This is a genomic window from Croceicoccus naphthovorans, from assembly GCF_001028705.1.
Classification (GTDB): Bacteria; Pseudomonadota; Alphaproteobacteria; order Sphingomonadales; family Sphingomonadaceae; genus Croceicoccus; species Croceicoccus naphthovorans.
In genome coordinates this window covers 2,032,367-2,045,990 of sequence record NZ_CP011770.1, presented here as the reverse complement: position 1 = coordinate 2,045,990, position 13,624 = coordinate 2,032,367, and the positions used below count along the sequence as shown (strand labels likewise).

Sequence of the window (13,624 nt, the reverse complement as noted above, 5' to 3'; positions counted from 1 at the left end):
GTGAAATACATTATAAGACCGATGGTCATACCAAAGAGATATCACGATGGATCTGCGCCAAGTGCGATATGTTATAGCTGTCGCCGAGGAGTTGAACTTCACCCGGGCGGCGCAACGGTGCCACGTCTCGCAGCCCCCGCTCAGCCGGGCGATCCGCGAACTTGAGGACGAGATCGGCGCACGCCTGTTCGATCGTGACAAGCACCATGTTGCGCTCACGGCGGCGGGCACGGTATTCGTAGCCGACGCACGCAAGGCTCTGGAAATCTTGGACGACGGATCGGAGCGCGCGCGCCGTGCCGCCGAGGGGCTGAGCGGGACCCTCAATATTGGCTTCGGCGGATCGACTGTCTACGCGCTGGTCCCCGCGCTGGTACGACGCTTCCGCGAAACCACCCCCGAAGTCGAGATCGTCTTTCACGCTATGTCGGTGCTTCACCAGATCGAGGCGCTGCGCTCGGGCGAGATCGATGTCGGCATCGTCCGGCTGCCGATTTTCGACGAACTGATCGAGACGCGCTTCGTCTACAGCGAGTCCCTGATCGTCGCGCTTCCGCTTGGCCATCCGCTGCTCGTTAACAGCGGCGCCATCGGAATTGACGCCCTCGATTCCAGTGGGTTCGTCGCCTATGAGCCGACGCGCGGCTTCAACGTCCACGCGGATCTGCAGGCGCTTTGCCGTCTCGCCGGTTTCGATCCGACGATCACGCACGAAGCGCCCACTACCGAGGCCGTGATCGGCATTGTTGCATGCGGCGAGGGCGTCGCGATAGTCCCGGCCTCGGCCGAGCGGCTGCGTATGCGGGGCGTGGCCTTTCGTCCGCTGCAGCCGCCGCCGCAGGCACCGGGCCTTGCCGACGTCCGTTTCGGCCTCGCCTGGCGGCACAAGCAGGCGAGCGCGACGACGATGCAATTCGTGGAAACGGTGACCGCCGCGCTTCCCGCGATGGAGAAACGCGGCGGTCAAGGCGTCTGAGACGCTTGGAGCGCGCCTCGGGAATGGCGACGCCTCTCCCGAAGGTGCCTCGGAACCGGGTCAAAAGTTGAAGCGGATCGTTCCCTTCACTTCGCGCGGCTTCTCAAGGATACCGTCGGTGCCGCTCGCGTTGACGCGAAGCGATTGATAGACGATTGCATTGGTGATGTTGGTCACGGCTAGGCTCAAGCTGAAGCTCTCACTGGGTGGCGTGAACGAAACCTGTGCATTGAGCAGCGAATAGGGCTTCTGCGAAAAATTGTTGGTGAAGTCGTAGTAGATTCGGTCGCTGTGGTAGAAGTTCAGGCGCGCGCCAAAGCGGCCCACTTCGTATTCGTGCGACCAATCTGCAGCGAGGTTCATGGCCGTTCGCGGCGCCACCACGATGCGTTTACCCGACACGTCGGCGATGACCGCGGTGTTGCCGGTGGCGTTCGCATTGGGAGTAAATCCTTGGGCGAGCGGGAATTTCTCGTATTCGCCGTGAAGATAAGAGAATTTGCCGGTGAAGTTCAGGTCGCGCGTCGGCATGAGGGTGAGTTCGAGCTCGCCGCCATAGATCTTGGCCGTCGCTGCATTCTGGAGGAGCACAAGGTTGGTGAACGGGTCGCGCGCGCTGACCTGCAGGTCCTTATAGTCGTAATGGAAGACCGACAAGTTCGTCCGCAGCCATCGAGCCGGATCGGCCTTGATACCGCCCTCAATGGAGGTGAGACTCTCGGGTCGGGTAGGCTTGGGCGAGGTGCCGACGCCGTTATAGACGCCGCTCTTGAACCCGGTGCCGTAGTTTAGATAGATGTTGACGTCGGGATCGAACTGCCAGCGGATCGCGCCGCGATAGGTAAATTTCTCGAAGCGGCTTCGTTGCTGCGGAAACAGGGCCACGCCGTTCGAAGCCTGCTCGAACTTGCGCACCTCGGTTGTGTAGCGACCGCCGGCAGTCAGGAACAGCGTGTTGGTCAGCGAATAGGTGCCCTCAAGGAAGCCGGCGAGTGAGGACACACGCACGTCAGGCGACGTCGTCGTCGTTGAGAGGGTCGGCAGCGTCGGCGGCGGCACGCGCGAAGGCGTCGTAGTCGGCACGGTGCCGTCGAGGTGGCTGGTATAGAAATAGGCGCCGGCCAGCCATTGCAACGGACCGGAACTGCTCGACAGAACGCGAATTTCCTGAGTGAAGCTTCGTTGGCGCGTGTTCACTTGGCCCAGCCCAAGATTGATGTTGGACGAATCCCGATCCTGCTGCTGGTAGATCTCGCCGTTCTGATACGACGTGGCGGTCTCGATCCCGACCGATCCAGTATCGAAGCGCGATTGCAAGGTGAGACCGAAGCGCTCCATGTTGAGCTGAGGCTCGTAGTTGTACGCAGCCTGCCATGGCCCGGTGGGGAGGATTACGCCCGGATAGGAGCGTGCGACCGTGTTGTTCTGGTAGAGTTGGTTGGCGTTGGAACCGCCATCACGCTTGGCATAGTCGCCAGTGAGTACGAACTGTGCACTTTCGCTGGGCCGAAACAACAGCTTGCTCCGCAGTGAGAAATAGGCATCCTCACCGTAGCCCAAGTCGCCCCGTACCAGATCGGTGACATAATTGTCTGTCTTCTTGTAGAGGCCGGCAAAATCGATCGCGATCTTGTCGGAAAGCCCGCCGGTTACATAGCCGCGCAGATCATAATCCCCAGCGCCGCGCAACACGCCCGCGCTTGCCGCGACATGGCCGCGGAAGTCGAAACTGGGATCAGGCGTGATGATGTTGATCAGGCCGCCGGTGGCGTTGCGGCCGAACAGCGTGCCCTGAGGACCGCGCAGCACTTCGACGCGCTGGATTTCGACCAAGTCGAGATTGGTGGTCCAAGGATCGGGCTGGTAGACGCCGTCGATATAGGTCGCGATGCTCGATTCGTCGCCGACCACGCCGCCGCTGCCGACACCTCGGATCACCGGCTGGTTCACGCCGGCATTGCGGCTTCCGACCAGACCCGGCACGACCTGGGTTAGCTGGCGAGTGTCGAGCACCCCGCTCGACTGGAGCGCCTCGCCCGAGACCGCGGTGACCGTGACCGGAATCTTCTGCAGGCGTTCCTCGCGACGAGTGGCGGTCACCACGAATCGGCGATGCCATCCTCATTTGCCTGAGCATTAGGGCTTGGCGCAGCCGCATCCTGGTTTTCGGGGGCCGGCGTCGCAGGGCTTGCCGATGGGTCGGCGACAGCCGGCGAGGTTTGCGCCATCGCCGGCAAACTGATCGACCCGCACAGGACTGCGACAGATATCAACGTCTTCATATCACCCCTCCCAAATTTTCTATTATGAACATGTCCATTATATTAGGCTCAGGACCTATTAAAGGGATTCCCAAGGGCTCGATATTCTGATTCAACGGCACCGCTGAGGAGGTGTTGTCGTGAGTGATCTGATCTGGTTGTCGGAGGCGCAGATGCGCCGGATCGAGCCGTATTTCCCACTGTCGCACGGAGTGCCGCGGGTCGATGATCGTCGGATCGTTAGCGGGATCATCTTCGTGATCAGGAACGGGTTGCGCTGGCGAGATGCACCGCGCGAGTATGGTCCGCACAAAACGATCTACAACCGGTTCATCCGCTGGAGCCGACTGGGCGTGTTCAACAATATCTTTGCCGCGCTGGCTGCCAAGGGTGGCAAGCCGGATCAACTGATGATCGATGCCACGCATCTCAAGGCTCACCGAACAGCTGCCAGCCTCTTTAAAAAGGGGCTCTTCCCAGATGTATCGGACGCACCAAAGGCGGCTTGAACTCCAAGCTTCATGCGGTCTGCGACGGCCAGGGGCGGCCACTGGTCATGCTGCTCAGCGAAGGCCAGATGAGCGACTTCAAGGGCGCTGCGCTGATGCTCGACTCCCTGCCCAGGGCCAAGGCACTGCTCGGTGATAAAGGCTATGATGCCGACTGGTTCCGCGCAGCTCTGGCCAACCGCGGCATCACCGCCTGTATCCCTTCAAAGGCCAATCGAAAGGTACAGATCCCGCACGATCGCACACTCTATCGCCAGCGCCACAGGGTCGAGAACATGTTCGGCAAACTCAAGGACTGGCGCCGCATCCACACGCGATACGACCGCTGCGCCCATACCTTCATGTCCGCCATCTGCATCGCCGCAACCGTCATCTTCTGGCTCGATCAATGAGTCCTGAGCCTAGAAAACCGGACGTGTCCATTAAACTTCGAGGCGCTGGAAACGGGCTGCCTGATTGCAGGCAGCCATCGGCCCGAAGCCAAGGAAGCTGGGTTCCATATGTTTCGTGATGTAATGATCAGACACTGCGTCACGAGCGTCGTTAATCGATCAGCAGTTGCCTGCTGTCCTCCGCCTACAACGGCCAATTATGTGACGGCCAGTTATGTGGATGATCGACGCGCAGTCCGCTGCGCTTATTCTCGGAAGCCGAGCGGCGGGACACCGGCAACACCCCAGACATCGCCCTTATGTTGCGGACCCCATATCCGAGCTTCGACCGGCACGTTGGCGTCGAACTGCTCCATCTCGCCGTAATATTCGATATAGTTGCCGGCGGGATCAGTATAATAGCTGAACACATTGTTCCCCGGGCCATGCCGTCCGACGCCCCAAATGCACTCCACTCCCAGCGAACGCAATCGCGCAAAATTTCGCATTACATTGTCCAGCGAGCCGACGTCATAGGCCACATGCTGAAGTCCGGTCCGGCCTTCCCGGCTCTTCATTAACGCGAGCGAATGATGATCGGCGTTGCAGCGAAGGAACGACATGCCTGCATTTGTCCGATCGGTGACTTGGAAACCCAGCGTCGCATAGAAGCGCTCCGCCGCGTCCTGGTCAGGTGTCCATAGGACGATATGTCCGATGCGGTTCGGCGCGAGAACCGCTGGCGGTTTCACAAGTTCGGATGCATCCGGCTGTGGAGCCACGAGCCAGACCTGACGCCCGTCGGAATCCTGCACGGCGATTGCCGCTTGGTCGCTGCGGAACAGACCCTGTTCCGCAACCGGCTGCGGAGAGAAGCCGGCGGCAGCGAGCTGCGTAGCAATCGCTTCAAGTTCTTCCGTGGAGGCGACCTGAAAGGCAAGGTGCGCGATTTGTGGCGATCCCTCGGCGAGTACCAGATCATCGTGGTCTTCTCCCCCGCTTCGAAACCCAGCGAAATCCAGGTCGGCACCGTGATCGTCCAGCAGCCAGATATCCCGATAGAAACGTCGCGCCTCGCCAAGGTCGGGTACGCGCAACGCCAGCCGGTGAATGCCTTGAACTCGCCGTGCCCGCTCCTGCATCGTCATTCTTTCTTTCTTTAGCTGCGCCTGTCCGCACGTCGCCGGAAGCGTCGGCTAAGCTGATAACCCACCCGCCATCCTTAGCGAAATTACAGGTACATGTCCATTTTTTTGCACGTAGCGGCGCACAGGGCAAGGTTGGGGGTTCGCGTAGCGAGACGCGCGGACGGAACCGGCATCGCCTGGATGCGAACAGGTTTTGCAGCACAAATGCGGTCGATTGCATTTTCGGGGGAGGTCATGATCCGATCATACACCGACATATTCTTCGGTTTTTTGCGCGGCTTCCGATCGATGATCCCGTCCGACTGAATGTCCTAGACGTTCTGGCGGCTTCCGCGGGTGCGCCGCCGGCGCGGTGTTTCGGGATCCCCAACGGCGCCCGACCGGTCACCTCCCGACTTGGGATTCAGCGCACTAACCCGCGCTTGTGGAACCAAACCCATGATCTGGAGCCGGATAAGACGCCGCAGATAAGCGATGCCCTCCTCCGCGACCGGATTGTCTCCGCCGATCCACCATCGCGCCGTCGCCGAGAAGATTAGGAAGAAGTGCTGCGCGACGATTTCGGTCGTTTCGGGGGGGCGAATCTCGCCACGATTGATCGCGTCTTCGACGATGAACTCCAACTGCTGGGCGATGGAGCGGCGGGTTCGCGTGTATTCCTCCCCATGCATTCCGCCGGAATAATAGTTGATCTGAAGGAAGATACGGGCAAGTCGGGGATTGCCTGCCCAGTCCCGATAGAAGGGCGTGAAGAAGGTTAGTATCCGTTCCTCAAGCAGGATTTCGCGCGAACGCGTAAGGTCGATCGCGGTCTCCATCGTGCTCACGGTGATTTCGTTGAAGACCAGCAATGTGAGATCGCGCTTGTCCGCCGCGTAGAGCGACAACGTTCCCAGCGCGACATGCGCCTCGCGTGCCACATCACGCAGAGTCGTTGCGTCATAGCCATACTCGGAGAACAGCTTGAGCGCGGCCAGCCTGATACGCTCACGCTTCTCTGCCTTGTTCCGTTCCCGAACGCGCACCACCATCCGGCCCCCTGTCGCCTGCATGGTTCGCGTTACCACACCTTTTGCGCGGTTTCGACCACGGGAAAATTGCTGGTGCCAACGGGTTCCGAACTGAAGGCAACGATCACCCCTCGGACTGAGCGCGCGCCTTTTCCTCGCGACGGCGCGTGGCATGGACGAACGCGGCGGCGACAAGCGCAGCAAGCAGCGGACTGAGCGCGAGACCCGCAAAGATGCGCGATGCGCTCATACCGCCCGCGAGAACCACGCCGACCAGCAACGGCGAGATCACCTGGCCGAAGCGCGCAGCTGAGGTCGCCCAACCGATTCCTGTAGAGCGCACCCGAACCGGAAACAGCTGCGCTGCCAGCGCCTGCGCTCCGGACGCGCCTATTCCTATAAATGCGCCAACTAGACTGGCCACGATAATCGTGACCGCGAAATTGCCCGCGGTAAAGCCAAGGCACCAGATGGATAGCGCATCGAAGAACAACGCCGGTACGATCGTGCGCAACGCGCCGAAGCGGTCAACCAACCAGCCCGCGATCAGCATGGCGGCAACACAGCCAATATTGAACGCCGCTTGCGAAAATGCGGCCTGTGATATCGAGAAGCCGCTATCTGCAAGGACCGAGGGAAACCACACGACCATGATCTTGGTGGTCGCGGATACGAAAAGGTTGAGCAGGCAAAGTAAGACCGTGAGCGGTGCTAGCCCTCCCTCGAAAACCGACCAAAGAGACTGACGAGGTCGAGGCTGGGACGAGACCGCGGCCGGCGATACACCCGCAGCAGCGGGATCCAGCCCCAGCTTCATGAGCAGGCGGTCGAGTCGTTCGCGGTGGGTGCCCGCTTCAATCAGAAAGCGAGGCGATTCCGGCAGGAGCAACAGGACGAGCGCAATCACGAGAGCGCCGAGCGCTGCGCCCATGTAAAGAACAAGGCGCCAGTCGTGCTGCTGGAGAATCACCGCGGCCATCACGCCGCCCAGAGCAGCCCCGGCCGGATAGCCGGCGTAAACGACCGAGACCATCGTTCCGCGCAGCCGGGTGGGCGCATATTCCGACGTCAATGCCAGCGCCGACGCGAAAACTCCGGCAAGCCCGATGCCCGCCAGAAACCGAGTGGCGAGCAGAAGCCCGAATGAAGGAACGAGCGCCGTCAGCAGGGTGAAGACCGTCATCGTCGAGACACTGAGAATGATCGCCGGCCTGCGCCCGAAGCGATCGCCGAACGGTCCAAGTGCCAGTGCTCCGATGGTGGCGCCTACTTGGGTCAGCGAAAAGATGAGGCCCATCGCTGCCTTGTTCAAGCCGAGTTCTGCGCTCATAAGGGGAGCGACTACCCCGATCGACTGATTGTCTATCCCGTCGAGCATTGTCACCAGCGCGCACAACAGGAATACACGAATCTGGATTGCCCGCAGCCGACCTTGGTCGAGCGCGGCTATTGCCGAATGTTCGGTATCGGAAGGGACTCCGCCAGGCATAATCATCTGCTCCGCGCGGAAAATACTTGTTCGCGTCTGCTCCCGTTGGAATCAGCTCGATTTGTGTGCTGCGGATTCGAACGACAGGACGATGCGGCGCTCCTGAATTCGCCAGATCCGATCCGGCCCACGCCGATAGATATCGTGCGCGTCGGCCAGCGCGATCGGCTCGGCGGGTGACAGCTCCGGCCCGTTGGAACGGAATAGGAGGATGAAGCAGAGGCCGCGCGCCTGATCGGGTCCGTCCTCCCAGAAGCGGAAGTTGGTGCAGACGTGACGGACGCGGCGATTCTTCGCCGCCGCGCGCTCGCGGCCATAGGCATTGATCGCTTCGGGTCCATCGCAATCGAAGTTGGGGGCAAGCAAGCGCCCGTCCTCGGTATAGAGCTCGGCCAGATTTTCGGAGCAGTTCATGTCGAGCCGATAGGCGTGCTCTGTGATCAGCGTCTCGAGTTCGGCGCGCAGCGCCGCGTCTTTGATGGGGACGCCGATCGTCACGATACCGCCTCCGCCGCTGCGGCCGCGCGACCGCCGGCGAATTCGTCCCGAAGCTGGTTCCAGCGCCGCCCGGCCTCACGCGAGGCCTCGGCATAGTCGGCGGGGAAGATATCATATGGCGGGCGGATGGGGCCGGGGTCGCAATAGCCTGCCTCCGCGATCCGTGTCTTTTCCATCTGGGTGTTATAGCTGGCGAACAGTTCCGGATTGCCGAGCATTGGGGCCAGCGACGCGATGCTCCATGCGATTCGTTCGTCAATATGCCGGGTCCGATCGGCATCGCCGGCCAGAATCGCGTCGATTAGCGCACGTGACGGCTCCGGCCCCATAGCGGCCGCAGTCGCCCAGCAGGAAGTGGTCGCGGCCGGCGAGATCGCCTGGAACTTGGCGGCGACCATGTCGCTCGGCATGAAGTGGATGCGGCCTTCGGTCGCGGCGATATTCTCGGCCAGGTTGGTCGGCTGGGACGATTTCACCGAGGTTACCGTCGGCGCTTCCTTCGCGATCCGCGCCCAGAACTCGGTGGGAAAGGAGAAGCGGAAGGCGCGCGCATTGGCATAGGCCATCACCGCGAGATCGGGAAACGCCTGCCCGACCTCGGCATAGAAGCGGACGGCCATATCGACAGTGCAAGGCTGCCACATCGGCAAGCCAAGCAAGGTACCGTCGGCACCCTGTTCGCGTGCGAACGCTAGCCGTTTATAGGCTTCGTGCCCCCCCATCGCGGTCGCCCCAACGAACAGCGGAATGCGCTTGCCGACAGTCTGAGCGACGGTGGCGACGAAGCTGCGATAGTCCTCGTTCGATATGGTCGCGCATTCGCCCGTGGTACCCAGTATGATCAGGCCGTTCGCCCCATCATCGATCAGCGCGCGAACCAGCCGCTCGGTTTCGTCCAGCGCCACGGTGTCGGTGGCGTCGATCGCCTGTGCACCGGCGCGCGCCGGCGTCGGGATGATCGCGTAAAGTCCCTTGAAATCCTGCGCCTGCATCAAGACTACTCTCCTCAATCCCTAACCGGTACTTGGTGCGACATGCCGACTTCGCGCCCTTCGCGCGCGGACCGCAGAATCGCCTCGCTTACTTCCATTGTCGCTCGCCCCCAGGCGCCGTCGTGCAGGATTGGGCGCAGCCCGGCGAAGGCGTCGTACATCTCGTCGATGACGCCGCTCTTGTCCGGAAAGACGCGCGGCGGATCGAGCGGATGCTCGACCGCGCCCCGCCTGCCATAATGTGTGACACCACGTGCCGACTGCCGTAGATCGCCGTCAGGCCCGCTGACGACCGTCACGCCGAAATGCGGGTGGTTCCATTCGTTCTGGGGTGGAACTGTCAGCCGGCGGCCGCCGCCGAAGCCGCCCCCAGCCTTGGCCGCGACTTCCGAGCCGGTGCCTGTCATCGCCTCCAGCGCTCTGCGCGAAGCTGCATGACAATCGGGGCGCTTGGGCTCGCCCAACTCGCCGATCCAGTAGTGGAACTCGTCGGTGTCGAAATAGTCGTATCCACTATAGACCAGCGACGCTGCGCTGCCGTTTTCGAACTGCAGGAACGTAACGTGCGCCCCCTCGGTCGGCCGGGTGGGATCGAGCGTCCAAGCCATCGAGCGCACGCTGCGCACCATGCCGCCCCCGAGCAGGCGCGCCACGTCTACCTGATGCGGAACCTGGTTGTAGATGATGCCGCCGCCCGCGTCGGTGCGCAATTCCTCAGGCCGACGGGGACGGTAGAGGAAATTGCCGTAGTTCCACGAATTGATCATCGAAACCGGCCCGATCACGCCTTCGCGGATCAAAGCGCGCATCTTGAGGATTGGCGCGTCGAAGGCATGCGTATGGCCGACGAGCAAGTGGACGCCGTTCGCTTCCGCAACCGCGATGATGTCGCCGCATTCTTCCAGCGTAAGCGCCATCGGCTTCTCGATGATGATGTGCTTTCCCGCACGCGCCGCCAACGCGGCATGATCGCGGTGCATCTGATGGGGCGTAGCGATATAGACCACGTCCACCTCCCGATCGGCGCACAGCGCCTCCGCTGTCGCGTGGGTGCGCGCGCCGAACTCGGCCGCGAAGGCACTGCGCGCATCATCACGCGGATCGGCGGCGGCAGTGATCGCGACATACGGATGGCTGAGGAAGCTCGGCACCATCTGCTTGGCGGCACCGCCCAGACCGATGATTCCCAGCCGCATCGTCGGCATCGCCCGATCGTTCACAGGCGGATACCAGCGTTTGACTGGACGTTGGCCGCGAACAGTTCATCGACCTCGACTCGGCGCGACACCAGCCCTTGCTCATGGAGAAAGGCGCACAGCGCCTCAATGGTGGGCCGGTTGGGTTCGACACCATAGGGCCAGAAATCGTCGCCGAACGTATCGCGGATCGAGCGAACATATTGCCCGATCCAAGGCAGCGATATGGGAAGCGGCTCGTCGATAGCCAGTTCGGCCAAGCAGTTCGCCTTGCTCCGTTCGAACGCCTGCTGGAGACTAATCGCAATCCAGGGATCGCGTTCCCACACGTCGCGGCGGATAACGACGGTATGCATGATCGGAAAAATGCGGGTCTTCGCGAAATAGGCACGCTCGACGCTCGGCACGTCGGGAAAGAGATAGCCGATCCGCGCATCGCCAGCGAGAAGCGCCGGCGGCGTCTGCGGTGCGATCAGCGCGTCGATGGCGCCGTCCGCGAGCATATTATTCAGCGCCCGCTGCTCCTCATGCTCAATCTTGACACCGTCGATTCGCACTTCGGTGAGCGGGCGGCGGCCCGCTGTTTGGAGTCCGCCGGTGATCCAATGAATGTCACCCGGTTGGACGCCATATTCGTGCATCAGCGCGCCCCGCGCCCAGACGGCTGCGGTCATCGAATATTCGGGCACGCCCACGCGCCGCCCCTTCAGATCGGCAGGCGCGGCAATGCCGGCGGCCGCGTTGACATAGATCGCGCCGTGGCGGAACGTGCGCGAAGGAAAAACCGGGATCGCGACAAACGGGGCGTTGCCCTGCGCGACACGCAGAACATAGGTCGAGAACGACATCTCGCCGCAAGCGAATTCGCCGCGCAACACGCGGTTGAACGCCTGCACAGGCGACATCGGAAGAAAGTGCAGGTCGATTCCCTCGGGCACGACCGTGCCATGATAGAGAGCGCGGACGCGGTCCGAGAGGTGGCCCGCATAGCTGAGCGAGAGTCTTGCCACGCGCCGCCTCAGAGAAAGATCGACAGCGATTCAAGGCCGAGCACCGTGGAATCGAGGATGGCGGTGCGTTTGACGAGCCGTGACGCTTCGGTGCCGATACGGATCTCGTCGAACCGCTCGGCCGTGAGAATCTGAGGGTGCGCCGCGTCGCCACGATGGCAGAAGACCACCAGGTTGCTGCGCGCCGCCACCAGTGCCGGATCGCTGCCGTGCGGCGTCACGCGGATGTTGGAGACCATGCGCCGCGTACGCGTCGCCGGGCTTTCCGACCAAGCATAGCGCGAGCGAAGTCGCTTTACGCGCATTTCGATCGAGGCATGATCCTCTTTCAGGTAGAAGGCGGTGCCACTGATACCCGTGCCGTCCCAGTTCTCGCGGGCAGTTCGCACCGGCGCTGAATAATCGATCGCCGGATCGAGCAGCTCGAACCATTCGGCGAACCGGCGATCGTCGAGATACTCGGCTTCCTTCTTGAGGAATTCCTCGCAAGCCTGCTGGAGGGTGATATCGACCAGCTGGCTCGCAGGCGCAGCCGCGGGATGGATGGTCGCCGCTTCAGTCATGATCGCCGATCTCGATCTTGGTGTTGGTCATGCGTTCGTACCAGGTCTTATGGAACGTCCTCAGGCCGCCCTCGCCCGCATTGGTCGAGTTGGCGACGCCTGGTCCGACCCAGTCCGTCAGCGGTTTGCTGGTGCTCATGTCCCCCATTCCCATCTGATAGTTGAAACGCACCTTGTTGAGCTCGGCGAACACAGTGCCGGCGGTGCGGGTGACGCCCGGCCACACCGCGACATCGTCCTGCTCGAAGCTGCCCGAGGGGCTAAAACTGCTCATTCCCACCTGATAGGCACGGCGCTTATACTCGGGAGAGGCCTCTCTCGGTGCCAGCACCCAGTTCCAGATTTCCATCTGGCCCGGCCCCTTGGGCTGCCATACGCGCAGTGTGAGAAACCCTGTCTGCGGCTTTTGCGGGCTGTCGCTCAGGCCAATATGGAGGAAGGAGAAATTGGGAAACAAGGTGCCGTTGTGCAGCAGCGATCGCTTGGCCAGATCGAACTGGTCCTGGCTAAGCACGCCGGTATGGAAATGGTGGGTCACCTCTTCCGGGTAGGAGATGAACGGTGCCTCGCCGGGGAGCTGACGGATGCTGATCGCATGGCCGCTGCAATCATGGACATGGAGGCCCGTTCCCTCCTTGGGCGCCCCGGCAGCGACGCTGTCGATGATGCCGGCTTCCAGCACCGATCGGTGGGTCATTTGAGTATGCGAGCTGTCGCCGCAGAAATTCTCCGCGCCCTGCTTCCAGTTCGCATCGACCAGCCAGCGATGCGGCTCGCCCAGCACCTCCATGCCGCCGTCGGACAGCGCGAACTGGATGTCGAAATACCATTTGTAGTCGCCGAGATACTCTTCGAACGGCACGGCATCCGGATCGAGGTTGGCGAAAATCAGCCCCATGTAATTGGTGACGTGCGGCGCTGCGAACAAATTCCATTCCTTGAGGTCCAGCGACGCATATCCCTGGCTTCGCACCGGCACGCCGATCAATTCGCCGCTATTGCGATACGCCCAGCCATGGAATGGACAGACGAAACCCTTGGTATTGCCCGCTTGCACCCGGCACACCTGTGCGCCGCGGTGGCGGCAGGCATTGAGTAGCACGCGCAACTCGTCCTGTTCGTCGCGAATCAGGATGAAGGGATCCTCGCCAATGTTGCGGGTGACGAAATCCCCGCGGTTCGGGATTTCGGTCTCATGCCCGATATACACCCAGGATTTCGCGAAGATGCGCCGCAACTCGAGATCGTAGACTTCACGATCGTGAAACACCGCAGCGGGGAGTAGTCCCTCGCGCAGATCGTCCACCATGTTTTCGATCGAAACGGGAACGGCAAAGGCCTGCTCGGTCACACTATACTCTCCATTGGTGACCCGCAGGTCGGCTCTGTCATAACGGGCGCATCACGAATCTGAGTTCGGCAGACAGCCGCGCGCGCGATGCCGCACCGAATCCGAGAAATGCTCTTTCCAAGATCGCGCCGCCAACCCCGTTCGAAGTCGCGCCGCTTTCAATCTTAAATGGACATGTCCATTAAATTGGCCGATGTCAAGGCGGTTCCGAGTTGCTTTCCATCGAACGGGTACGCGTGCAAAATTGGAT

Annotated in this window: 12 protein-coding genes and 1 pseudogene; 2 read left to right on the top strand and 11 right to left on the bottom strand. The window is 61.6% G+C overall.

The genetic code is table 11. The features are described 5' to 3' along the window. Nucleotides 1-46 precede the first annotated feature (46 nt). Nucleotides 47-976: a LysR substrate-binding domain-containing protein gene (locus AB433_RS10280; RefSeq protein ID WP_047820934.1), complete on the top strand. Its 930-nt coding sequence runs from the start codon at nt 47-49 to the stop codon at nt 974-976. Between the two features lie 60 nt (nt 977-1,036). Here AB433_RS10280 and AB433_RS10275 read toward each other — a convergent pair whose 3' ends face one another. After that, entirely contained in the window at nt 1,037-3,076 is a 2,040-nt protein-coding gene (locus AB433_RS10275) for a TonB-dependent receptor (protein WP_169749343.1), read from the bottom strand. A gap of 301 nt (nt 3,077-3,377) precedes the next feature. On the opposite strand from AB433_RS10275, the gene AB433_RS19975 reads away from it, so the two are divergent. Then, nucleotides 3,378-4,138 (top strand): IS5 family transposase gene (locus tag AB433_RS19975; RefSeq protein WP_156170784.1). Its coding sequence is split into 2 segments (ribosomal slippage): nt 3,378-3,711 and nt 3,711-4,138, totalling 762 coding nucleotides; the frame shifts between segments, so codons are not numbered across the junction. 245 nt (nt 4,139-4,383) lie between these two features. Here the strand turns inward: AB433_RS19975 and AB433_RS21280 are convergent. The 10 genes and pseudogenes from AB433_RS21280 to AB433_RS10210 form a co-directional block, all read right to left on the bottom strand. Continuing rightward, nucleotides 4,384-4,932 (bottom strand): VOC family protein, encoded by a 549-nt coding sequence (locus AB433_RS21280; protein WP_245626638.1) that lies wholly within the window; start codon nt 4,930-4,932, stop codon nt 4,384-4,386. Nucleotides 4,933-4,968: 36 nt separating this feature from the next. Continuing rightward, nucleotides 4,969-5,259: pseudogene (locus AB433_RS21790) on the bottom strand (VOC family protein); the annotation flags it as partial. Between the two features lie 317 nt (nt 5,260-5,576). Further along, nucleotides 5,577-6,317, bottom strand: coding sequence for a TetR/AcrR family transcriptional regulator (locus AB433_RS19500; protein ID WP_169749342.1), 741 nt, complete (start codon nt 6,315-6,317; stop codon nt 5,577-5,579). 82 nt (nt 6,318-6,399) lie between these two features. Continuing rightward, complete coding sequence (locus AB433_RS10245; RefSeq protein ID WP_218916936.1) at nt 6,400-7,764, bottom strand: MFS transporter; 1,365 nt, start codon at nt 7,762-7,764, stop codon at nt 6,400-6,402. A 51-nt stretch (nt 7,765-7,815) separates the two neighbouring features. Further along, nucleotides 7,816-8,262, bottom strand: a complete 447-nt coding sequence (locus tag AB433_RS19495) for a nuclear transport factor 2 family protein (protein ID WP_053059108.1) — start codon at nt 8,260-8,262, stop codon at nt 7,816-7,818. Beyond that, nucleotides 8,259-9,254, bottom strand: coding sequence for a dihydrodipicolinate synthase family protein (locus tag AB433_RS10230; protein ID WP_047820930.1), 996 nt, complete (start codon nt 9,252-9,254; stop codon nt 8,259-8,261). The genes AB433_RS19495 and AB433_RS10230 overlap by 4 nt, the downstream gene beginning before the upstream one ends. Nucleotides 9,255-9,268: 14 nt before the next feature. Further along, the gene (locus AB433_RS10225; protein WP_053059107.1) at nt 9,269-10,474 is read right to left on the bottom strand and encodes a Gfo/Idh/MocA family protein; all 1,206 of its coding nucleotides are present in this window, start codon (nt 10,472-10,474) and stop codon (nt 9,269-9,271) included. Beyond that, entirely contained in the window at nt 10,471-11,460 is a 990-nt protein-coding gene (locus AB433_RS10220) for an ABC transporter substrate-binding protein (protein ID WP_047820929.1), read from the bottom strand. The genes AB433_RS10225 and AB433_RS10220 overlap by 4 nt, the downstream gene beginning before the upstream one ends. Nucleotides 11,461-11,468: 8 nt before the next feature. Then, nucleotides 11,469-12,023 (bottom strand): aromatic-ring-hydroxylating dioxygenase subunit beta, encoded by a 555-nt coding sequence (locus AB433_RS10215; protein ID WP_047820928.1) that lies wholly within the window; start codon nt 12,021-12,023, stop codon nt 11,469-11,471. Beyond that, nucleotides 12,016-13,374: an aromatic ring-hydroxylating oxygenase subunit alpha gene (locus tag AB433_RS10210; protein WP_082134882.1), complete on the bottom strand. Its 1,359-nt coding sequence runs from the start codon at nt 13,372-13,374 to the stop codon at nt 12,016-12,018. Before AB433_RS10210 ends, AB433_RS10215 begins: the two co-directional genes overlap by 8 nt. Between the last annotated feature and the right edge of the window lie 250 nt (nt 13,375-13,624).